General features: G+C 50.4%; 13 protein-coding genes. 9 read left to right on the top strand and 4 right to left on the bottom strand.

From position 1 onward, the window contains the following. Positions 1-4: 4 nt before the first annotated feature. Together OGV74_RS19380 and OGV74_RS19375 are read left to right on the top strand one after the other, a co-directional pair. Positions 5-1,297, top strand: coding sequence for an efflux RND transporter periplasmic adaptor subunit (locus OGV74_RS19380; RefSeq protein WP_061548165.1), 1,293 nt, complete (start codon positions 5-7; stop codon positions 1,295-1,297). An 11-nt stretch (positions 1,298-1,308) separates the two neighbouring features. Then, complete coding sequence (locus tag OGV74_RS19375; protein ID WP_086503801.1) at positions 1,309-4,452, top strand: CusA/CzcA family heavy metal efflux RND transporter; 3,144 nt, start codon at positions 1,309-1,311, stop codon at positions 4,450-4,452. Positions 4,453-4,503: 51 nt separating this feature from the next. Here the strand turns inward: OGV74_RS19375 and rclR are convergent, their stop codons facing one another. Continuing rightward, positions 4,504-5,358, bottom strand: a complete 855-nt coding sequence (rclR, locus tag OGV74_RS19370; RefSeq protein ID WP_086503802.1) for a reactive chlorine-specific transcriptional regulator RclR — start codon at positions 5,356-5,358, stop codon at positions 4,504-4,506. A gap of 236 nt (positions 5,359-5,594) precedes the next feature. Between rclR and rclA the strand changes: the two genes are divergently transcribed. The 6 genes from rclA (at position 5,595) to OGV74_RS19340 (ending at position 10,649) form a co-directional block, all read left to right on the top strand. Then, positions 5,595-6,920 carry a reactive chlorine resistance oxidoreductase RclA gene (gene rclA, locus OGV74_RS19365; protein ID WP_286521397.1) on the top strand — a complete coding sequence of 442 codons (1,326 nt, stop codon included), beginning with the start codon at positions 5,595-5,597 and terminating at the stop codon, positions 6,918-6,920. Positions 6,921-7,081: 161 nt separating this feature from the next. After that, the gene (gene rclB, locus OGV74_RS19360) at positions 7,082-7,312 is read left to right on the top strand and encodes a reactive chlorine resistance periplasmic protein RclB (protein ID WP_003835706.1); all 231 of its coding nucleotides are present in this window, start codon (positions 7,082-7,084) and stop codon (positions 7,310-7,312) included. 11 nt (positions 7,313-7,323) lie between these two features. Further along, positions 7,324-7,884, top strand: coding sequence for a reactive chlorine resistance membrane protein RclC (gene rclC, locus OGV74_RS19355; protein WP_032948756.1), 561 nt, complete (start codon positions 7,324-7,326; stop codon positions 7,882-7,884). Positions 7,885-8,482: 598 nt separating this feature from the next. Beyond that, the gene (locus tag OGV74_RS19350) at positions 8,483-9,178 is read left to right on the top strand and encodes a flagellar brake protein (protein ID WP_003021965.1); all 696 of its coding nucleotides are present in this window, start codon (positions 8,483-8,485) and stop codon (positions 9,176-9,178) included. A gap of 21 nt (positions 9,179-9,199) precedes the next feature. Next, on the top strand, positions 9,200-9,781 hold the full coding sequence (locus OGV74_RS19345) for a helix-turn-helix domain-containing protein (protein ID WP_008319941.1): 582 nt from the start codon (positions 9,200-9,202) through the stop codon (positions 9,779-9,781). A gap of 100 nt (positions 9,782-9,881) precedes the next feature. After that, a complete protein-coding gene (locus tag OGV74_RS19340) occupies positions 9,882-10,649 on the top strand; it encodes a putative bifunctional diguanylate cyclase/phosphodiesterase (RefSeq protein ID WP_003021969.1) in 768 nt (255 codons plus the stop codon). A gap of 152 nt (positions 10,650-10,801) precedes the next feature. Here OGV74_RS19340 and OGV74_RS19335 read toward each other — a convergent pair whose 3' ends face one another. Beyond that, positions 10,802-20,137 (bottom strand): autotransporter outer membrane beta-barrel domain-containing protein, encoded by a 9,336-nt coding sequence (locus OGV74_RS19335; RefSeq protein ID WP_286521393.1) that lies wholly within the window; start codon positions 20,135-20,137, stop codon positions 10,802-10,804. Between the two features lie 196 nt (positions 20,138-20,333). Next, positions 20,334-20,912, bottom strand: a complete 579-nt coding sequence (locus OGV74_RS19330; protein WP_003835695.1) for a LuxR C-terminal-related transcriptional regulator — start codon at positions 20,910-20,912, stop codon at positions 20,334-20,336. A gap of 427 nt (positions 20,913-21,339) precedes the next feature. Here OGV74_RS19330 and OGV74_RS19325 point away from each other — a divergent pair, with 427 nt between their 5' ends. Continuing rightward, complete coding sequence (locus OGV74_RS19325) at positions 21,340-21,510, top strand: hypothetical protein (RefSeq protein ID WP_158655874.1); 171 nt, start codon at positions 21,340-21,342, stop codon at positions 21,508-21,510. 17 nt (positions 21,511-21,527) lie between these two features. Here OGV74_RS19325 and OGV74_RS19320 read toward each other — a convergent pair whose 3' ends face one another. Continuing rightward, positions 21,528-22,703 (bottom strand): coiled-coil domain-containing protein, encoded by a 1,176-nt coding sequence (locus OGV74_RS19320; RefSeq protein WP_003021972.1) that lies wholly within the window; start codon positions 22,701-22,703, stop codon positions 21,528-21,530. Positions 22,704-22,888 lie beyond the last annotated feature (185 nt).

Genomic DNA, 22,888 nt, shown 5'->3' with positions numbered 1-22,888 from the left:
CACTATGGCGTCTTTAAATATTAAAAATACCGCGCTTATTCTCGCTGGCATGATTGTCGGTGGGGTTATTTCTGTCGGTATTTATACTTATTATTCATCCGCAAAAGCAACGGCTGAAACCGGGCAGGCTTCGCCAAAAGAAGCCAGAAAAGTGTTGTTTTGGTACGACCCCATGTACCCAAACACGCGTTTTGATAAACCGGGTAAATCGCCATTTATGGATATGGATCTGATCCCGAAATATGCCGATGAAGAGACCGCGAACGCGTCATCACCAGGCGTGCGCATCGATCCTACACAGACCCAGAACCTGGGGCTGAAAACAGAGCCAGTGCGTCGTGGACCACTGCACTACGCGCAAACTTTTCCGGCCAACGTTAGTTATAACGAATACCAGTTTGTTATTGTCCAGGCACGCTCAGCGGGCTTTATCGAGAAGGTTTACCCACTGACCGTGGGGGACAAAATTAAACAAGGCGCGCCGCTGATCGACCTGACTATTCCTGATTGGGTTGAGGCGCAGAGCGAATATTTATTGCTGCGAGAAACTGGCGGCAGCGCGACGCAGGTGGAAGGAATTCTGGAGAGATTACGTCTGGCTGGAATGCCTGAAGCGGATATTCAGCGCTTAAAATCGACGCGTAAAATTCAGACCCGCTTTACCCTGAAAGCGCCTATTGATGGGGTGATCACCGCATTCGATTTGCGTACGGGTATGAACATTTCCAAAGACAATGTGGTCGCGAAAATTCAGGGTATGGACCCGGTATGGGTCAGCGCGTCGGTCCCGGAATCTATCGCCTGGCTGATTAAAGACGCCTCGCAATTTACCATCACCGTGCCCGCCTGGCCGGATAAGCCTTTCACCATCAGCAAGTGGAGTATCTTACCCAGCGTTGATGCTACCACGCGTACGCTCCAGCTCCGTTTACAGGTCGATAATCCTGACGAGGCGCTCAAGCCCGGGATGAATGCTTACCTGCAACTGAAAACACAAAGCGAGCCAATGCTGCTGATCCCGTCTAAAGCGCTAATTGATACGGGTACCGAGCAGCGGGTAATCACCGTTGATAACGAAGGCCGATTTGTGCCGAAACAGGTTGCGGTATTCCATGAATCTCAAGGACTGACGGCTATCCGCTCCGGCCTGACCGAAGGCGAAAAAGTGGTTTCCAGCGGTCTGTTCCTGATTGATTCCGAAGCGAATATCTCTGGCGCACTGGACCGTATGCGCGCCCAGAACAGTAAGACGCAAGACGCAGCCGCCATGCCAGCCCAGGCTACCCATTCACACTGAGGATATGATAAATGATTGAATGGATTATCCGCCGCTCGGTGGCAAACCGTTTTCTGGTGATGATGGGGGCGCTGTTTCTCAGTATTTGGGGAACCTGGACCATCATCAATACCCCGGTTGATGCGCTGCCCGATCTCTCTGATGTTCAGGTGATCGTCAAAACCAGCTATCCGGGTCAGGCGCCGCAACTTGTTGAAAATCAGGTGACCTATCCGCTGACCACCACCATGCTGTCGGTACCGGGCGCGAAAACTGTGCGCGGTTTCTCGCAGTTTGGCGATTCCTACGTGTACGTCATTTTCGAAGATGGTACCGATCCTTACTGGGCGCGCTCGCGCGTACTGGAGTACCTCAACCAGGTTCAGGGAAAATTGCCGGCTGGCGTTAGCGCGGAAATGGGACCGGACGCCACGGGTGTCGGCTGGATATTTGAGTACGCGTTGGTGGATCGCAGCGGGAAACACGATCTGGCGGAATTACGTTCTCTTCAGGACTGGTTTTTAAAGTATGAGTTAAAAACGATTCCCAACGTAGCGGAAGTCGCCTCGGTAGGCGGCGTGGTTAAACAGTATCAGGTTGTTATTGATCCAATGAAGCTGACGCAATATGGCATCAGTTTGGCGGACGTGAAATCGGCGCTGGATACGTCGAATCAGGAAGCGGGCGGCTCATCTGTTGAGATGGCTGAAGCGGAATATATGGTCCGCGCCAGTGGATATCTGCAAACGCTCGATGATTTCAATAACATCGTCCTGAAAACAGGGGCCGACGGTGTACCTGTTTACCTGCGCGATGTGGCGCGCGTACAGATTGGGCCGGAAATGCGCCGTGGGATCGCCGAACTGAATGGCGAAGGCGAAGTGGCGGGCGGGGTGGTTATTCTGCGGTCCGGTAAAAATGCGCGTGAGGTGATCTCCGCGGTTAAAGCCAAGCTCGATACGCTGAAAAGTAGCCTGCCGGAAGGCGTAGAAATAGTTACAACATACGATCGCAGTCAGCTCATTGACCGCGCCATTGATAACCTGAGCTACAAGCTGCTGGAAGAGTTTATCGTTGTTGCGCTGGTGTGTGCATTGTTCCTGTGGCATCTGCGTTCTGCGCTGGTGGCGATTATTTCCCTGCCGCTGGGGCTGTGTATCGCGTTCATCGTGATGCATTTCCAGGGGCTGAACGCCAATATCATGTCGCTGGGGGGCATTGCCATTGCCGTCGGGGCGATGGTCGATGCCGCCATCGTGATGATTGAAAACGCCCATAAGCGGCTGGAAGAGTGGGGGCATCAGCATCCGCATGAAAAGCTGGATAACGCAACGCGCTGGAAGGTTATTACTGACGCCTCGGTAGAAGTCGGCCCGGCATTGTTCATCAGCCTGCTGATTATCACATTGTCGTTTATCCCTATTTTCACGCTTGAGGGGCAAGAGGGGCGACTGTTCGGGCCGCTGGCGTTCACCAAAACGTATGCCATGGCAGGTGCGGCGTTTCTGGCCATCGTGGTTATTCCGATCCTGATGGGATTCTGGATCCGCGGAAAAATACCTGCAGAAAGCAGCAACCCGCTTAACCGTTTCCTGATCCGTATTTACCATCCGCTATTGCTGAAGGTATTGCACTGGCCCAAGACCACCATTCTGATGGCGGTGCTTTCAATACTGACGGTTATCTACCCGCTGAATAAAGTCGGTGGCGAATTCCTGCCGCAGATTAACGAAGGTGACCTGCTGTATATGCCTTCGACATTGCCGGGGATCTCAGCGGCGCAGGCAGCGGACATGCTGCAAAAAACCGACAAGCTGATCATGACCGTTCCGGAAGTGGCGCGCGTGTTTGGTAAAACCGGTAAGGCAGAAACCGCAACAGACTCCGCACCGCTGGAAATGGTTGAAACGACGATCCAACTGAAGCCGCAGGACCAGTGGCGTCCGGGGATGACGATGGACAAAATCATTGCCGAGCTGGATAAAACCGTACGCTTGCCGGGACTGGCGAATCTGTGGGTTCCGCCGATTCGTAACCGTATCGACATGCTCTCTACGGGGATCAAAAGCCCAATTGGCATTAAGGTGTCAGGTAATGTTCTGGCAGATATCGACGCCACGGCGGAGCAAATTGAAGAGGTGGCCAGAACCGTGCCGGGCGTCTCTTCGGCGCTGGCTGAGCGCCTGGTCGGGGGGCGCTATATTAATGTGGATATTAATCGGGAGAAAGCGGCCCGGTACGGAATGACCGTCGGCGCGGTGCAACTGTTTGTCACCTCTGCGGTCGGAGGCGCAATGGTCGGCGAAACGGTGGAAGGGATTGCACGTTATCCGATTAACCTTCGCTATGCGCAGAGCTATCGTGATAGCCCGGAAGCGCTGCGTAATCTGCCCATTCTGACGCCCATGAAACAGCAAATCACGCTGGCGGATGTCGCCGATGTGACGGTGGTTTCGGGGCCTTCGATGCTGAAAACCGAAGATGCGCGACCAACCAGCTGGATTTACATCGACGCCCGCGATCGTGACATGGTCTCAGTGGTGAACGATCTGAAAAAAGCGATCGCTGAAAACGTACAGTTAAAGCCGGGGACCAGCGTGGCGTTTTCCGGGCAGTTCGAGCTGCTTGAGCGCGCCAGTCATAAGCTCAAACTGATGGTGCCGATGACGCTGATGATAATCTTCGTTCTGCTTTATCTGGCCTTCCGTCGCTTTGGTGAAGCGCTGCTGATTATCACCAGTGTGCCTTTTGCGCTGGTGGGCGGCATCTGGTTCCTTTACTGGATGGGGTTCCATATGTCGGTTGCAACCGGAACCGGATTTATCGCCCTGGCCGGTGTTGCTGCGGAGTTTGGCGTGGTGATGCTGATGTACTTGCGCCACGCTATTGAAGCCGAACCCGCGCTGGAAAATCCGCAAACCTTTACGGCGGATAAGCTGGATGAAGCGTTATATCACGGTGCTGTGCTGCGCGTGCGCCCGAAAGCGATGACCGTGGCGGTGATTATTGCGGGTCTGTTACCTATCTTGTGGGGGACGGGAGCTGGCTCAGAAGTCATGAGCCGCATAGCCGCGCCGATGATTGGCGGCATGATCACCGCACCATTGCTCTCTCTGTTCATTATTCCGGCCGCTTATAAGCTGATGTGGCTGCACAGGCATCGCCACCAAAAGTAATGCCCTGAAGCGCTCGTCTGCCTCGGTTTTACTGCCGAAGCAGGCGTTGCGTTATACCGTCAACGCTTTCACGCGTTTGCGGTACTCGCCCGGCGTGCAGCCAAATTCCCGTAAAAAGACTTTATGAAACGACGATTCGCTGGCGTAACCCACCGACTCGGCAATAACGATTAACGGCTGTGTACCGCGCGATAGCATCTGGGCTGCGAACTGCAGGCGCAGCGCGGTTAACACCGCCAGCGGCGTGGAGTTTGATACTTCACGGAATAGCTGTGCGAAGCTGGCCCGCGACATATGTGCTCGTTTTGCCAGTTCTTCGACGGTCCAGGCAAAAGCCGGTGACTCCAGCATCATGAATACAACGGATCCAAGCCTGGGGTGCAGCAGTAAATTCAGCACATTTTTAGCGGGTGTCGACTGGGCGAGCCACTCGCGAACGGTTAATGCGAACAGCGTAGCGCATTGCTGGCTGCAAACGATGCTGGAGCCAGGCAGGTCGTTGATGTATTCCTCCTGCATTAGCGCAATCATGGCCTTCAGCCAATGGCTGACGGAGCTGTTCTCCTCAGGCGCCAGTAATAATACTTCCGGAAGCGCGGTTAAAAAATAGCGTGAAGATGCCTGTAATCGCAGGCTCCCGCAGACAATATGCGTTTGTTCTTCCCCTGTCTGGCACAGACGATGCGCGGAGTTTTGCGGCAGAATGACTATTGTTCCAGGGCGTAATGTGGAAGATGTTCCGTCAGGCATATCCAGTTGAGCGAATCCCTGGGTTACCGTATGCCAGCGAATAACGGACAGTTCACCCGCCGCATGCGGCAGTTGCCAGTCCCTGCTCAACAGGCAGTTTTGATCAATCGAGCCCTGCGGGTCGTTAAGCATAAGTAATCGGCTAAGTGCGTCCATGAAGACTCCTGGGCAGTTTTTGCTAATGCTAATTGAGATGAAAACAACGCTATAACACATAGCTTTATTAATAATTTTATGGTGTTAGTTTAATTACTCAATAGGTTGAGTGGAAGGGAAAGAGTGGCTTTTTAGACGATCTGACAGTAATTGGCGCGTTATGGATACATTGTTCGTGCATCTCTAAACCTATAATTCAGTTCAACAAACGAACAGTGACATGGCGGAGAGACAGCATGAATCAGTATCAGGCGATTATTATCGGATTTGGTAAAGCGGGTAAAACGCTGGCGGCAACACTGGCCAAAACGGGTTGGCGGGTAGCGATTATTGAACAGTCAAACATCATGTATGGTGGGACATGCATCAATATCGGCTGCATTCCCACCAAAACCCTGGTACACGATGCTGAACTTCAGCATGACTTTGCCGCAGCGATGCAGCGCAAGACCTCCGTTGTCAGTTTTCTGCGCGATAAAAACTTCCACAATCTTGCCGATCTGGAAAACGTGGATGTGATTGAAGGTCGTGCTGAATTCATTGATAACCATACAGTGCGGGTCGTGCAGCCAACAGGTGAGGTTGAACTGAGCGGCGAGAAAATCTTTATTAATACTGGCGCCCAGTCAACGATTCCGAACGTTGAGGGATTAACCACGACGCCTGGCGTATTTGACAGCACCGGGTTGTTGAATTTGACGCAACGTCCCGAGCGTCTGGGCATTTTGGGCGGTGGGTATATCGGCGTTGAATTCGCATCGATGTTTGCCAACTTTGGTAGCAAAGTCACTATTTATGAAGCAGCTCCGCAGTTTTTGCCTCGTGAAGACCGGGATATTGCTGACACTATCGCCAACATTTTACGCGACCAAGGCGTTGAGCTGATCCTCAATGCCAACGTGCAGTCTGTCTCCTCTCACGATAGTGCAGTACAGCTGCACATGCCGGAAGGTACCCAGACGGTGGATGTGCTGCTGGTGGCATCGGGTCGCAAACCGGCGACTGAAAATCTGCAGCTGCAGAATGCGGGTGTGGATGTAAACGACCGCGGTGCCATTATTGTAAATAAATATCTACGTACCTCGGCAGATAACATATGGGCAATGGGCGATGTCACTGGTGGATTACAATTTACCTATATCTCGCTGGATGACTTCCGTATTGTGCGCGACAACCTGCTAGGCGAGGGGGTACGTAACACGGGCGATCGTCAAAATGTACCATATTCCGTCTTTATGACGCCGCCGCTTTCCCGCGTCGGAATGACTGAAGAACAGGCTCGTGCCAGCGGTGCGGCGGTGCAGGTCGTGACGTTGCCGGTAGCGGCTATCCCGCGTGCGCGGGTGATGAATGATACCCGTGGCGTACTTAAAGCGGTGGTGGATAGCGAAACGAAACAAATATTAGGTGTGTCGCTGCTGTGCGTGGATTCTCATGAAATGATTAATATCATCAAGACGATTATGGATGCGGGGTTACCTTATACCACATTGCGTGACCAAATATTTACCCATCCAAGCATGAGCGAATCACTAAACGATCTCTTTTCTCTCATTAAATAATAATAGCGTAGTCTACATATTTGCCCCACCCGTGTGGGGCTTTTTTTATATTTCCTGATACTAATTGACAGTTATTTTGGCGTTACGGATGAAATAAAATAAAGTGACATGTTTTATTATATTCCCACTGAAATAACTTGTTAATGGGAATAGAAATGAACATGTTTAAAACTACGTTACTAATGACTGCATTACTGACTGCTCCGGTGACATTTTCCGTGTTAGCGCAAACCGAGGTTGCCCACGTGAGCGTATCGACTGTGTCTGGCACTCCTTCCGTGGTGGAAGATGCCATTGCGAAACTGGCACAGGAAAAGAAAGCGACTTCCTGGAAAATTACCTCAATGCGCATTGATAGCAGCACTCACGCAACGGCAATTTTGTACAAGTGAGGAGAGCCGGAATGGAAAAATATCTTCGTATATTGGGCAAAGGTGATAGGGTTGGATTAACCTTGATTCGCCTGAGTATCGCGATTGTTTTTATCTGGATTGGGTTATTAAAATTTGTACCTTACGAAGCCGACAGCATTACGCCGTTTGTCGCCAATAGTCCGGTAATGTCATTTTTTTATGAGCATCCAGAAGAATACAAACAACATTTAACCCACGAAGGTGAATTCAAACCGCAGGCTCGTGAATGGCAGACGGCGAATAACACATATACGTTCTCAAATGGCCTGGGCGTAGTCGAAGTTCTTATCGCTTTGCTGGTGCTGGCTAATCCTGTTAGCCGTTGGCTGGGATTAATTGGCGGCGTTCTGGCATTTGCCACACCAATTGTAACTTTATCATTTTTAATAACCACACCAGAAGCATGGGTGATGCCGCTGGGTGATTTACACCACGGATTTCCGTACTTGTCAGGCGCTGGACGGTTGGTGTTAAAAGATACGTTAATGTTGGCGGGAGCGGTGATGATCATCGCGGATTCTTCCCGATTAATTATTAAGCAAAAGTATTGAATTTTTAACGTTGTACCCTCTGCAAGACAGTAAGCCACTATAGTTCGATTCGGTAATTACCGGGCCAGCAGGACGCTGGCCTTTTTTCTGCCCTAAGGGAAATTTATGTTATACATGAAATACAATGATTCGCTTTGCCACAATAACCAGTCGGACTTATATTACTGATTAATAATATAGTGACGTAAGCATCTTCTTTCTTCTTTCTTCTTTCTTCTTTCTTCTTTCGATAGCGCACCAGTTCGCATATTGCGTAGTTCCTCCATCAAAACCCATTCATTTTTCTCTGTTTTTTTCTGTACAATTCTTGCTATTTGTTATCTCAAAATGACACTTTAAAAAAGATTGTTATTCACTTTTGTTATAATTAAACAACACGTTCGCATGGTTTTAGGCATGACTTCAGCTAGAATTAACTTTGATTAAATGTTTTTACGTATCAATAAATGGCTAAAGATAGTTAAAAACTTAATTTTTAATCAACTGTTCGACATGGAATCCACTATGGTAATTAAGCACCAGGGGTGGATGCTGATCTCGCGTTTTGTGAGTCACCAAACGCGGGACATATCTTAAATATGGAAATAAGGGTTTTAGAATGAGCTTTGGATTAGCAAAGGAAGATAAGTTTGAAATCATAGCTACCCTTCGTGAAGAGCTGCACAAGAAAACGAAACTGGAAGTGTTATGTGAAAACAGTAGCGTTATCACGCAGTTAGAGAAGGTTGATTTCGAGCGGTTTGTTATCTCCTGGCACGAAGACATTGTTCCTGAAAAGGTCCAATACTTTATCCTGCACAGCGAAAGCGGGATTGTGAAATTTAGTGCCAGATTCGAGCAAACCCCATCAGCAGGTGCAGAAGTAGGATTATCCTACCTCATACCGGATTTGATTTTCTTTGCCCAGCAGAGACAAAATCAGCGTTTTTCCTTCATGAAGGGGTATGACTTTTTCTGTTTTGGTCGTTACAAAAATGGAGAAAACTACTCTTTCAAGATCAAAAATATCTCGCAGGGTGGTTGTGCGTTAATCGTTAAAGATGTAAACGCCCGTTTTCTTTATAAAGATGCGGTGATTAAAAATGCATCTCTGGATTTCGATACATTTGGCAGTTTACAACTGGACTTAAAAGTGATCGATGTCGTCCTGATCAATGAGTTTGATGAGGATAACCAGTTGTATTCCTGTCATCAGATTTCGTGTGAGTTTGATTTTAAAAATCGTCGTGAAGAGACTGAAGTCGAGAAAATTATTATTAAATTTTTAATGAGTAACAAGATTAGAAGCTTATAAGGAACGGTGAACAGGATGTTGATGTGTGGCAGTGATAATTTTGTGGGCAATGGTATGTTTGCCTACCTCACCAGCAAACATGTACCGATACAAACATTCCAGTTTGAGGATATGTTGCATCAGTCATCATTATGCCAGCATCAAACCATGGTTTTTAATATCATCGATAATGAACATGCGTGTTCGGACATTGTTCAGTTTTTGAATAAAAACCGATTCAAATTTTATAATAACGTCGTGGTGATTGTTGCTGATAGTTTGGTGGCGAAATTATGCGTAGAGTTATTATATGTCGAAAAAATAATAGTTTTGACTGAAAAATCTTCATTGCGTGATTTTGGTCAATTGGCGACATTATCAGTCGGGAAATGGAACCCCCGACTGTATCGTTCGCAGAAAAGATTAACCGAAAGAGAGCAGCAGATCCTGAACTTACTGGTAAGTGGTTATACAGCCAAAGAAATTTCTGAGTTAGTTAGCCTGAACTATAAAACGATTCAGGCACATAAGATGAGAGTCGTCGCCAAGCTTGGCCTGACCAATACCTCTGATTTAAATAAGTTAATTGTCAGATTTACCCATCGTATGTCTTTTTTACCCTAACCTGACCATTCTTTTCTGATGTAATACACCTAATAGTAGATACAATTCGGGAGTGATTTTGACTGGTTTTTAATGTTATGATTTGTAGAAGGATAGGGGAATGTTTAATTCCAGTGAGGTGCTAACCGCGCTTGAAAAGGCTTTGAATACCAGTCAACTTTATATGGTTTATCAGCCTATTTTCAACTTACATGCCCAGTGTATAAGCGGATTTGAAGCATTAATGCGTTGGAATAGTCCTCAGATGGGTATGATCTCTCCCGATGTTTTTATTACGTTACTGGAAGATAGCGGCAATATTATTTCAATTGAAGATATGGTTACTCACTCTCCGTGGGATGTTGCAACTTCCTGGCCTGACCCCATTGTATTATCCGTCAATATTTCCGCGCTTGAATTCTGCGATCCTCTGTTACCCCAACGCGTCAGACAAAATCTTGCCACCTCCGGATTGCCGGTCCATCGATGCCAAATAGAGGTCACCGAAACGTCACCGCTGTACGACAGTCAGATTGCGGCTAAAAATATGACGGAATTAAAGGCGATAGGGGTCAAGCTTGCGCTTGATGATTTTGGAACCGGGCATGCTAATCTTAATTACCTGTTGAAATATCCTTTTGATACCTTAAAAATTGATAAAGAATTTGTCACTGGCATTGAACCCGACACCCGATCGACAAAGATTGTTGAGGGTATTATTTCACTGGCGCATAATTTTGGTATCGAAGTCCTTGCCGAAGGGGTGGAAACCCAGTCCCAACTGGACCGGTTGATGCAGATTGGTTGTGACAAAATTCAAGGCTTTTTCATTTCTCCCCCGGTACAGGCACAAGAGATCCCTTCACTCTTAGCGCAATATAATCGTTAATCCTTCCGTATTTACGTTTCCCAATCCCTTGATTGTTCCACGTTGCTGGTAAGTCTGTAGGCCTGATACGCGTCGCGCATCAGCCACCCCTGTAATACTATAAGCAAAAAAAAGCCCCCTGCTGAACAGGAGGCTGGCGAGTTTATGTCAGCTTAGAACGATTTCTTAAAGCCGATAGAGGCATTGACCGGCGCTTCGACCTGCGACTTACTGCCGCCGTTGCTGAATTGCGTACCCAGCTCACCGTAGACCTGCAGGTTTCTGTCGATAGACCATGACAGGCCGGCTGCAACTTCAGTGCTGGAGTACTGCTGTGAAGATTCCAGCGTAGTGGTGGCTACCGCATTGCTAAAGTGCGTTTTGTCTTTTGAACCCAGACCCTGCCAGACGTTAACCCTGCCGTACGGCTGGAATTTGCCATGGTTGGTGTCATAGTCAGCGACCAGACGCACGCCCAGACGCGCGGTAAAGGAGTCTGCGGTATCCATTTTCACTTTCGTTGGGGTCACACCATCCAGCGTGCTGTTATCAAAGTCGCTGTACTGGTAGATCAACTGAGCCTGAGGCTCCAGACTCCATGCGCTGGCGCCTAAACGGAACGATTTACCCACCTCTGTCGACGCCGTCAGCGTGTTGCCTCTGACGGTATACGAGCCGTTGTTACCGGTCGCCGCCAGGCGGGATTTATGATTACCGTACTGCAGGACGTTATCAACATACATACCGTCACCCGAGAACCAGGTCGCATAGCCACCGACGTAAAATGCGTTGTCGTCGATGTTACCGCCTTTGCCATCGCTGCCTGTCTTCGTGCCTTTCACGTTGCTGTCGATATCAAGGATGCTGGTATACATCCCGGCTTTCCAGCTTTCGTTAGCATACATATCAACGCCGACCTGGATACCCATGGTATGGGAGCTGGTTTGCGTACCGGCAGCATCATCCAGTTTGGTTTTACCGGAGTAGCCAATCATTCTTGCCCAGGCGCGATTGTCTTCATCAATGCCCGGTTTAACCTCGTCCCCCATACGTTGGTGCATGTTACCTAACAGGCTAATATCACCCTGACGTACTACGCTGGCGAGGCCAGAATACAGCATGGTTTCTGGACGGTATTCACTTCTCAGATACCAGTTTTCACCCTGGCCCTGAGCATTACCCGCATGTAGTTGGTACTCAAACGCACCTGCAGCCATACGATCGGCGGCAAGATGGAAGGCATCCCGTGAGGTTTGCGCGGTTGTGGTTGCGCCATTGAGCGCAGTCACCACTTCGATACCATCCCCAATGGTCGGCGCGCCAAGACCAGAGCCATCGACATCCAGCAGTGTGCTACCGCTGGCTTTACCGCCATCGATAATCAGACGGTCGGCAATGCCTGCTCCGCTACCATTCTGGATAGCTGCCATGTTGATAGTCCCTTTTTCGCCGGTGTAATCCCCTTTGACGGTTAAGGTTGTGCCAGTCTGCTGACCGATGAGCGAGACATCGCCACCGTTGCTCAGGCCCGCTACCGTCTGGTTATAGCCCTGCGTGTTCAACGTGGTGTCTGCGACTACATAGTGGTGTGATGCGCTACTCAGGGTGTTGGTATTACCCGCTTGCAGCACGCCGTTGGCGATCAACGTAGCGCCGCTGTAGCTGTTTTCACCTTGCAGCTCGGTAATGCCGCTACCGGTCTGATGCAACTGGCCTTTACCACTGATATTGCCGGTCAGCGCCAGGGTATCGCCACGATTGACGTTGAGTACGCCGTTATCAACGACATCCCCCTGAATGCTGCCAATATCACCGCCGTTACCCAGTTGTAAAACACCTTGTTCGATGGTGGTGCCACCGGTGTAGGTGTTATCCAGCGTCAGGGTGAGGGAGCCTTTACCGGTTTTGGTCAGTTGACCGTTACCTTCGACTTCCGTCAGCAGAGAAACGTCATGCCCGTTGGTGTCGAATGTCCCGCCGCCGGATTCCAGCGTCACCTGACGGGCAGTATCAAACGCTTCGCCATACTTCAGCGTACCGCCATTAAAGGTAATTCCCGTATCTGCCGCACCCAGGTTGGTATCACCCGCCACCTGCAGCGTCCCTGAGGTGATGGTGGTGCCACCGCTGTAAGTATTGTCGCCGGTGAGAATCAGCGTACCGAGATCGCCTTTATTCAGGCCGCCGGCACCGCGGATAACGCTGTCGATAGTGGCGGTATAACTAGCGCCGTCTACTGTGCCATCGCCGACACGAATCAGGGTGTTTGCCGTGTCGGTGGTAATGGCTTCGCCGCCCACACGATAACCATCGGTGGCGAACTGCGCGCCGCTGATGATGACATCACCTTTGCTGTTATCGACGGTTACGTTGCCCGCTTCACCCTGGAAGACGGCGAATGCGGCATCGGTAAACGGTGCGTTCAACGCGCCTTCTGGCGTCGATTCATCGGTAGTCCAGTTGTCGTTACCCTGGCTGGATTGCCAGATACCGTCGCCGCCGTTGATGACGCCGTTATTTTTCAGCTCGCCATTCTCACCGCCGGTGCCGTCCCAGAAGCGCAGCGTCAGTCCGGCGTGGTTGACCAGGTTGACCTGATTTTTCACCGATGTCTGCACGTACAGGCTGTCAGCTGCTTCCGGTGCGTTAGCAATATCCATCACATTGTTGGTCAATGTGCCGGTGTAGTTGATGACGCGGTAAACGCCCACATCAAAGCTTCCGCCTGGTGAGGTTTCAATGTTGAGCTTACCGTCGAGCGTCAGATCGCCATTTACGTCAATCAAGTCGTTGAAGGCACCGCCCGGGGTATAAGCCTGACCAAACTGATAATCCAGTTGGGCGTTATCACTGAGCGTCAGAGAACCGGTAGTCAGTTTACCCACACTGTTGATAGCTGCACCCGCGGTAATATGCGCGTCGTCCAGCACATCAACCGCGCCGCCGATAATACCGTTACCGCCGAGCGTTGCCCCGGATTTCACCGTCACCTGGCCGGTAGCCGCAGACTGATTACCGTTGACCAGCAGCACGCCTTCATTGACGTCCGTGGTGCCGGTGTAAGTGTTATCGCCGGTCAGCGTCAACGTACCGTCACCGATTTTCACCAGGCTGCCGTCGTTGCCGCTGATAATACCGCTGATGGTGTCATCAAGATGCAGATTACCCAGCGACAGTTCTTTATTGCCCAGTTCGACATTACCCGCGCCGGACAACGAGCCGATAGACGTTGCGCTGTCGACTGCGCTGATATCGACCTTACCGCCAACCAGGTTTTTAACGACGGTGTTCTCTGCCATCGCATAGTCAGCAAAGGTCATCAGTCCGCTGTTATTCACGGTGGCATTGCCCCCGCTGGCATTTTCTTCCAGCGCCAGGGTACTGTCTTTTGACACGTTAACCGTCGCGTTGCCCGCGCTGGCGTTGTTGGTTAACACCGCTTTCGCCGTGCCTGTCAGGTTCAGCATTGCGCTTGCGGCGGTGATGTTATCCGCCAGCGTTAACAGGCTGTCGGCGATGTTCATAGTCAGGGATTTCAGGCTGGTATCTGTCCCGCTGACATTGAGCGTCGCACCCTTATTGACGTTCACGGTGCTGCTTTCATTACTGCCAAAGGCTCCGGTTTTGCTGACGTTGACCGTCACATTGTTGGCGTTTCCGGTACCGGCAATTTCGGTGTCGCCTTTGTAGCTGTTTGCGCGGTCGAGCGACAAGGTGCTGCCCGCATCACTAGAGCTGCTGGTAACTTTCAGTTTACCCTCGCCGGTAATCTCACCGGTTGGCGTGAAGTGGTGCGAATTAAGGTCAAACACCGCAGCATTCTCATTCGCTCCCAGCTCAATGGTGCGATTGCTGGTCAGGTCCGCGCCCAGTTGCAGCGTTGAACCGTTATTGATGGCCAGGTCAGTTCCGCTCTGGCCGAGATTGCTGTCGGAGGAGATCTGCAACGTGCCGCCATCAATGCGCGTGCCGCCGCGATATTCGTTGTCACCGCTGAGGATCAGACGGCCAAGGTCGGTTTTCACCAGCGTCAGCTTGTCAGCAGTACTGGCCTCGCGGATAACGGACTCAATGGTCGCGGTATAGTTTTGCCCCGCGCCACCAGCGCCAACGCGCACCAGCAGTTCGCCAGTCCCCGGCGTCTGGCCTGCGTGGGTCGCGTTTTCCGTGGTGGCATACGCGTTAAGCGCATCGCCTTTAACGACATAGCCATCGGCATCAAACTGTGCTCCGGAGAAGTTAACTTCTCCCGCGGCGTTATCCACGGTAACGGTACCGCCTTTGGTGGTGAAGACGGCGAAGGACTTCTGTGCCCAAGGGGCGTTACCCTCACCGGTTGCGGTGGTCCAGTTGTTATCACCCTGACTGCCGATTGCCATCCATTTGCCATCGCCACCGTCAATTTTGCTGTCGCCTTCAATGCCGGACGCGCCGTGGCTCTGATTAACGGTTGCGCCGTCCCAGAACTGCAGGGTAACGCCGTTGGCATTCACCAGGTTGACCTGTTTGTCGATGGAGGTTTGAACAAAAATATTGCTCTTATCCTGGCTATTCGGTATCGCGCCTAATTCCAGCGTCTGGTTATCCAGCGTGCCACCGTAGTTATAGATACGGTACACGCCCGGTCCGAAGTTACCACCCTGTGAAGTGGTGACGTCCAGAGTCCCGTCCAGTTGCAGATCGCCTGCGACGTTAATCAGATCGTTTAGCGCGCCGCCTGGCGTATAGGCTTGACCCAGTTCGAAAGCGGAGGTCGTTTTGCTGCCAAGCTGCAGATTACCGTTAATGGATAACGTACCCGCACCGCCGTCACCGGCGCTGAGGGTAGAGGCATCGTTCATCAGCACGTCGCCGCCGATCACCCCGTTACCCCCCAGCGTCGCCGTACCGCTTACTTTGGTCACACCCGTCGCGGCACTCTGATTCCCTTTCACCAGTAGCGTACCGCTGGTGACGGTCGTGTCGCCGGTATAGGTGTTATTGCCCGTCAGGCGAGTAATACCGTTACCAATCTGCTGTAACGCACCGATCCCGGAGATTACGCCGCCAAGCAGCACATCATTGGCCCGATTAATCGCCAGTACGCCATTGTCGATGATGTCAGACACGGCGTTGACTCCGCCTGTATTTCCGCCGTCACCCAACTGCAGCGTACCGGTTTGATCAATAGTGGTAGAGCCGGTATAGGTGTTGTTGGCGGTAAAGACAGTGGTGCCGCCCGCCGCGCGTTCAAACTTCCCATCACCGCTGATGACGCCGTTATAGATCTGCGCAGCCGCCGTATCGCCCTGCGTGTCAAAGATGACCCGGCTGCCTGCACCCTGAGTCGTCACATTGTAGTCAGCGATGGTCGCGGCAGTGCTGGTGGACTCGCCGTGATCGCCGGTACGCAGCGTTGCGCCATTGGTAACCGCAATGGTTTTACTTGCCAGTTGCAGACGATCGACGATGCGCATATCTGCACTTGAACCGCTAATTGTCAGTGAGTCCCAACCCGTGCCGATGTTGGTACCGGTGGTCAGGTTATCGCTGCTCAGGCTGCCAATTTTCGCACTGTTACCGTGTGTATTGGTGAAGGTGAGGGCGTTGCCACTGCCGGCTTCGGTAGTGATATGGCGCGTTTTATCCAGCGTCACATTGCCGATGTTGGCTTTATTGTTGCCGCCGGTTCCGGCGAAATTCACCTCGCCCGCAAAGGTTCCGCTTTGCCAGTTAAAGGTGTCCTTGCCTTCTCCGGTGTTGATCACGCCACTGGTGATACCCTGGCTGATATCAATGGTGTCATTGCCCTTGCCAGATTGAATCGCCACTGCTGTATCGTTGATAGCCTGAAGGGTACCGGTATTGGTGATTTTTTTATTGCTGTCACCGCTGGCATCAATAACGGGTGCGGTGGTGCTGGCAGAGATAATTTTTCCGCTATTGGCTATTGCGCTAACATTTTTAGCGATGATTGCAGAACCACCTGCGCTGTCGTAGACGTTGATATCGGCATTGGTGGTGACCTTACCGTCCGTATTGGCGCGGATACCGCTGCCTTCGCTGTTATGCACCTCAACGGTATAGCCTTTGCCGATGGTCAGATTGCCTGTCACTGCGTCACCATTGCGCTGCTCAAAGGCGAAGCCGGTACCTTTACCGTTAACGTTCAGAATGTTATTCAGGCCATCTTTCATGTTTAACGCGACGCTGGTACGGATCCCCGGACCGTCGTTGGCATTGATAGTGACATCGTTGAGTGTGATATCGGTATTGTTGGCGTCGTTTTGAATGCCAGCACCAGTACCTTCGGCACTAATAATCATCCCTTTGGCAGCCAGCTTACCGGCTCCTGTATCAAGACGAATACCATCGGCCGAACCATTAGTCGTGATGGCATCACCGGCATTACCGGTAATACTCAGGCTGGCACCGTTGGTCAGCAGAACCCCTGCGGTTCCATCATCAACTTGAATCTGACCCAATTTTTTAATCTGTGCGTTCGAACCCGAAGCTTGTACGCCAATGCCGTTACTCACATGTAAGGCAGCGGTCGCGTTATTGGTTAAACTCCCGCCTTGTTGCACGTTAACCCCAATGCTGTCGGTGCTGGCAAGATCGATAATTGCCTGGGTATCGAGGATCAGGCTGCCCTGGTTCCTTGCCACATAGGCAATAACCTTGTTGCCGCTGGCTTCTGAAGTGATTTTTGCGTTTGAAGTGAGGATGGTCGGAGTGGCGCTACCTTCTGCGTTGCCATTCAACTGATGAGCCTGACCGTCCACTACCCCGGCAATGGTTCTTTCACCGGTTAAATTGATGGTGGTTTTATCGCTGATGTTACCTGTGGCACCGCCTTCTATCAGCAGCGCGGCAGAGTCGGTACCCTGCACGGTGAACGTGGCTTCGCCGGTATCCACACTACTGCCTGTGCCCGTCGCTAATACGCCAACGGACTGTTCGCCGCTTAAGGTCAGGTCAAGGTTAGAGCTGGCCTGACCGTCAGGAGTAGTGGTGTTACCGGCCAGCATTGCGCCATTGGCAATACGGAAAATGGTTGTGCGATCCTGCCCGTTGTCATTCATTACCGCCTGACCAATATTGGCAGTTGCGCCTTTACCATACAGGTAATAGCCAATCTGATCGGTGCTGTTGAATGCCGGGCTACTCAGACTGTCGACGTTAGCGACGGCGTTATCACGCACGTGTACGCCGATGTTCCCGGCTTTGTTTAGCGTGATGTTGGAATAGACGTTGACAACCGCCTGTCCTTTTTCACCTTCAGCCCAGACGGCATAGTTACGGTTACCGACACTACCTTCACCATCAACTACGATAGAGCCTGAAGCGCTGGTCGTGGCTTCGGCATTTTTGTTAGTTGCGCTGACGTGGATGCCGACGTTGTTGGTGCCGTTGACGTTAATCTTGCCGTCGTTGCGGATTTCCTGATTATTTTCCGCGCCGCTGTCACGCACGGTGATACCGTAGTTCCTGCTACTCCCCGCGCTGGAATCGCCATTGATCACGATATTACCGGTATTGATGACGTTGCCGGTCGCGTTACCAATCAGCATACCCGCGGCGTTACGTACACCGGTTCCCAGCGTGATAAGGCCGTTGTTAATCACCTCTTTGGCGCTCTTGGTCATGATCCCGGCGCTCAGACTTGAACCGCCTGACATGGTGACATCTTTAGACGGATCACTTGCGTTACGGCCAAGATAAATAGAGGCACCTGCGCTGTTGGTAAAGGTGGCGTTGTCGGCGACTTCTACGCCATAGGCGATGCCGCTGCCGTAGGATGCACCGTTTTTGCGCCCGTCCACGACGTTGATATCGCCGTTGTTGACCCCTTGCGCATTGTCAGACAGTTGCATACCAATGGCCAGCGTCAGCGAGTCAGTGGGTTTGTCCTTGCTCCAGGGATCGGCGGCAGAAGCGGTACCGAAGTTATCGGTGGTGATCGCCTGGTTGATGGTACCTTCGTTGGTGATTTGACTGGCGCCTTGCCCCTGCATACCAAATGCGCCATAGCTGTTGACGTTTTGGTTGCCGTCTTTATCAATAAACAGCCCGGAGTTGATGATCCCGTTGTTGGTTGCCGTCGCGTCTTTTGCCAGCATGCCAATCGCCAGGCTTTGCCCGGTAGACGTGCGTAATGCGTTCAGTTCGCCCAGGTTAGTGATAACCCCACCATTAATGGCTTTCATCACGCCATTAATACTGCCGTCAACGGCAATAATCGCGTCTTTGTTCAAGGTGCCGGAGGTGCCTGCGCCGTTGGCATAGATGGCATGTAACTCACCACGGCCAGCGGTCGCGTTGTTGGTATGTGACAAACCGTCGGTCCAGACGTCGTAATCCCAGCTGAGTATGTCAGCTGGCTTACCGGAGGTGAGCAGATTTTCAATCAGCTCGGCGTACTTTGTTTGTGCTGCGGTGACGGTTGTGACTTCCTCCGCATCTATCCACAGCTGGATTTGGCTGACTTTTTCACCATCAGGGTTTTGTGCCGCGTCGTCGCTTTTGCCCAACAGCCAGTCATTGAATTCGGCCAGTTCTTGTGTGTTGGTAATGGTAAATGTGCGCTCCCCGGTTTCGACGACCTTGCCATCCTCGTCATAGCCATAGGTCATCAGCGAAAATTCATCGCCAAACACGGAGGTTTGCGCTGAACCGGTGAACGTTTTTTCAGGGATCACCGGGGCTGCGTTAAATTTTATATAGTTATCTGACTGCCAGTTCACCTGGCTTGCAGTACCTTGCGCTTCCAGCAGCGAGGAATCTTTTGCCAGCAATTCGATGGTATTGGCTTTGTCACGCACATTGAGGGTGTCGTCGCCAATATTCAGATTCGCAATGGAGCCATTTGTCGCCAGGGCGATACCAAATTGCTTATAGATTTCTGATTTCTGAGCATCAAAGGTGTTTAATACCGCATCGCCGACTTGCGCTTCGGTAAGAAAACCATTTAACTCATTGGTATCAAAGACTTTGATGGTTGTTTTTTCGCCGGGAAACGCCGGATCGTTGATATCAAATTCTGTGCTCTGCGAAGGCGTTGACGACTGGTTGTAAGTCAAGTATTCCGCCAGTTCTTCAGAGTTGGTAATGGTTTTTACGCTCTGGTCAGGGCTGGTCGCCAGCAGGGTGATTTTGCCGCTTTCCAGCAGTTCCCGGATAGTGGTTGATTCAACAACGCCGCTTTGACCCGGGCTAAATGTTGGGATTGCACCACTGATATTCAGTGCCTGACCGGTGGTGTTATCTTCATATAAGAAGCCGTAGTCGTGGATACCCTCATAAACCCCAGCGGAAATACCTGTCTTGAAGTCTTCATGAATATCGTGTTCACCCGTTGCGGTAATCTGGGCTGCAGAAGCCAGCAATGAAGCACCGCTTAATGCGCCAGCTGCCAGTACGGCGACAGTTTTACGCGAGCTGCTTTTTTTCTTTCCTTTCGTTAATTCAGAAACGACCACCCAGATACCGAGCGCCGCGTTCCAAATAATGCTGTAAACTTTGTTCATATATAACCCTTGTCTACATTCCTGTTATGTATGTGTTAATACGTTGAGTTGTTGGCTATGGTTGGCACGCGGATGTGCTACCCGGTAATGGATTTTGGAAATAGGGTTCCCTTCCGTGCGATGCGGAATTAAAAAAGCGAGTCGAAAGAAAACCTCTTTAAATAATAACCGTGATAATTGTCTTTAAATAAGTCAGTTACGGCTGGCTATAGTGGGAAATGGTGTACTTGAGCCGGGTGTTATTTTTGCCGAGTTTTCTGGCAATATTGCTTTTGTACGCCCCGATGGTTTTTTCACTTTTTTGTGATGCCCCGGCGATTTGTGTCAGTGACCATCCTCGGGCAAGCATCATCATTACGTTAAATTCGTTAGCTGTAATTTTTGTGTGTAGTTCTTTGATACTTTGTTGTTTTTTGTTTTGCGTGATACGTGTGACGGTCTGTAATAGCTGATCAAGGCTGGTGTCTTGATCGAGAAATTGCATGTTCTTCCCGCAAACGGTTTGAAAAATGGCAAAGGTAGCTTCATCTGCCAAAACAATAATTTTGGTGACAGGTCGTAAAGCCATGTTGCGGATAATCCTGGCATATTTTAAAAAATCTGATTTGTCAGGATTAATGATGATGCAATCCGTTTCATAAGGGAGCATTTTGACAGCAGAAAGTGTCTGGGAGGAGTAGTACGTGATATCAATAAATAATGATGAGCCACGTAGGATTTCTCGCATGCCTAGCCAAGGGTAAATTGAGTCACCCAAAAAAATAGCTTTTGACATAACGATCTCCTTGAAATTTTGGTGCAAGCAGTCGCCTCTTTTTTTAGGTTAAAAAAGAGTTTCTTGCGACGCGTGAAATGTTAATTAAATCTCGTATAACGTTCTGTGCTGTGAACGTATCCTTATTAATTCCAGATCAAACAGAAATTCTCTGTATTAATTAGAATCATTAACTATCCTAAAGTGGATATTACACTTTGTTAAAATTTAAGATAAATCGTTTATTTCAGCTCTGCGTAAATGATTGATAGATTTCGCTTATGGATCGGGATAATAACAAGAAGGAGGTTTGTATAAAGGCAGGGTATTCCTAGGGTTAAAGAAAGGTATTTATATGTAATGGCTTTAATTTCAATAAGATACTCATTTTTCTTCATGGGATTAATTGAGGGTAGGAGAATTCTTAATCCTGGCCAGGACGTAGGAGGTGGAAGGTCAGGAGAAGAGGGAAATATTGCCGAATTTACACCTATCGGCTAAAAATAGGATTATTCCAGATGATATTTCTACGTTAAAGCAGTTTATTAGTGCTTTATCCTTTTTTGGTCTTTTTGTGCCTAATGTTGAAATCTGGCTTGCAGGTGTCATTTTGTCTTAATGCGCTAGCGATAGCGCTTAGCCCGCCAACAGCTCCTGCTCAACTTGTTGCACCTGTTGTTCCAGCGTATTGCGGATTTCCGTAAGCGCCCGTTGTTGATCGGAGAAGTAGGCCTCTTTATCTGTCACGGAGGTGGCAAGCCGCCAGGCGTTCTCCGCTTCCAGTTCGGTAATCTCTTTCAGCAGCGCGTTAATGTGTTCTCTGAGCTGTTGTATTTTGCTGCGTAAATGCTGCAAATCGTTCAATCGGTCACTCGCCATCATCGGTTCGAGGCCGCTTTGCAATTGAGTCAGTAGCGCCCGGACGGCGGCAAGATCGGCATTTTGGCGCGCCTGGTTAAGCTGCACCATCATCTGATGCGCTTTCTCTTTCAGATCATCGGCTACCACGTCCGGGTGGCAAAGACGGCTGGCCTGACGCCACAGGCGTTTTAGCTCATTACGTTCATCAGAGGAAAGCCGCTGGTCACGGCTAAAACGATGCTGCGCATCCTGCTGCTGCTCCTGATATTCATCATATTCATGGCTGGCCTCTTCCTGTGCCTGACGGGTTGCGCTGTCGTCCTGGCGAGAAAAGTCGTTTTCCAACTCACGAATCTCCGCCAGCAGGGCGGTAATCAGTTCCGTTTGTTGCTGAATACGTTGGCGTGTTTCCACCGATTCGCGCGAATCTGAATTCTGGTTCATCCAGTGCTGCTTGAGCCTGGCCAGTTGATCAACAGCCTGGGAAATATAGTGCTGGCAGGATTGATAGTCTTTTTCCCGGCGTTTTCGCTCCGCTTCCTGTTTGCGCTGGGCGCTGGCGGCGAGCTGTTTACGCAGTTCGAGAATGCGGCTCATCAGCGGTCCAAGACGAAGGTGATACAGATCGTTGAAATCATCGAGGATTTGAATGCGCGTGTTGCGCTTATCGATCAGGTCACGCAGCTGTGTTTCGAGCGCTTTGAGTTCCAGCTTACTAGCGGCAATGGCTGGATCCTGCCACGTAGAGACTGCCCGTTGAGATTGCAGCCAGGCCGAGATTTCACGCAGGGCATCACTAAAACGTCGTTCTTCGATCGCCTGCACAATGGTGCCAGGTACGACTGACAAAGGTTCATTTTTAAGATGCGCCACCTGCTGGAAAATAATCTCCTCATCTTCCAGTTCAATAGCGCTTTTGACGATTTCCAGTCGTTTGATGATCTTATTCATGACAGTCGTTGCCTGGCCTGGCTAAAAAACGAGTGGCTGAAGTACAACAGGTTCACCCGTTTGAAAATGTTAGAAAAACAGTAAAGCGCATTCTGTGGCCTGCGATGCCTTTTCGTCCAGAATAATTCACTGTAATTATGAAAAACCGGAAGTCGCGCGCACCTGTCTGCATCTTCAAACCTCTG

Source organism: Citrobacter sp. Cf116 (assembly GCF_030336505.1).
Classification (GTDB): Bacteria; Pseudomonadota; Gammaproteobacteria; order Enterobacterales; family Enterobacteriaceae; genus Citrobacter; species Citrobacter freundii.
The sequence above is the reverse complement of the archived record's forward strand: the minus strand, read 5'-3'. Positions and strand labels throughout refer to the sequence as shown.

What these genes read in the sequence shown, in the direction of transcription:
- OGV74_RS19380 (WP_061548165.1), top strand. Translation starts at nt 5, where the DNA reads ATGGCGTCTTTAAATATTAAAAATACCGCGCTTATTCTCGCTGGCATG.
- OGV74_RS19375 (WP_086503801.1), top strand. Translation starts at nt 1,309, where the DNA reads ATGATTGAATGGATTATCCGCCGCTCGGTGGCAAACCGTTTTCTGGTG.
- rclR (WP_086503802.1), bottom strand. Translation starts at nt 5,358, where the DNA reads ATGGACGCACTTAGCCGATTACTTATGCTTAACGACCCGCAGGGCTCG.
- rclA (WP_286521397.1), top strand. Translation starts at nt 5,595, where the DNA reads ATGAATCAGTATCAGGCGATTATTATCGGATTTGGTAAAGCGGGTAAA.
- rclB (WP_003835706.1), top strand. Translation starts at nt 7,082, where the DNA reads ATGTTTAAAACTACGTTACTAATGACTGCATTACTGACTGCTCCGGTG.
- rclC (WP_032948756.1), top strand. Translation starts at nt 7,324, where the DNA reads ATGGAAAAATATCTTCGTATATTGGGCAAAGGTGATAGGGTTGGATTA.
- OGV74_RS19350 (WP_003021965.1), top strand. Translation starts at nt 8,483, where the DNA reads ATGAGCTTTGGATTAGCAAAGGAAGATAAGTTTGAAATCATAGCTACC.
- OGV74_RS19345 (WP_008319941.1), top strand. Translation starts at nt 9,200, where the DNA reads ATGTGTGGCAGTGATAATTTTGTGGGCAATGGTATGTTTGCCTACCTC.
- OGV74_RS19340 (WP_003021969.1), top strand. Translation starts at nt 9,882, where the DNA reads ATGTTTAATTCCAGTGAGGTGCTAACCGCGCTTGAAAAGGCTTTGAAT.
- OGV74_RS19335 (WP_286521393.1), bottom strand. Translation starts at nt 20,137, where the DNA reads ATGAACAAAGTTTACAGCATTATTTGGAACGCGGCGCTCGGTATCTGG.
- OGV74_RS19330 (WP_003835695.1), bottom strand. Translation starts at nt 20,912, where the DNA reads ATGTCAAAAGCTATTTTTTTGGGTGACTCAATTTACCCTTGGCTAGGC.
- OGV74_RS19320 (WP_003021972.1), bottom strand. Translation starts at nt 22,703, where the DNA reads ATGAATAAGATCATCAAACGACTGGAAATCGTCAAAAGCGCTATTGAA.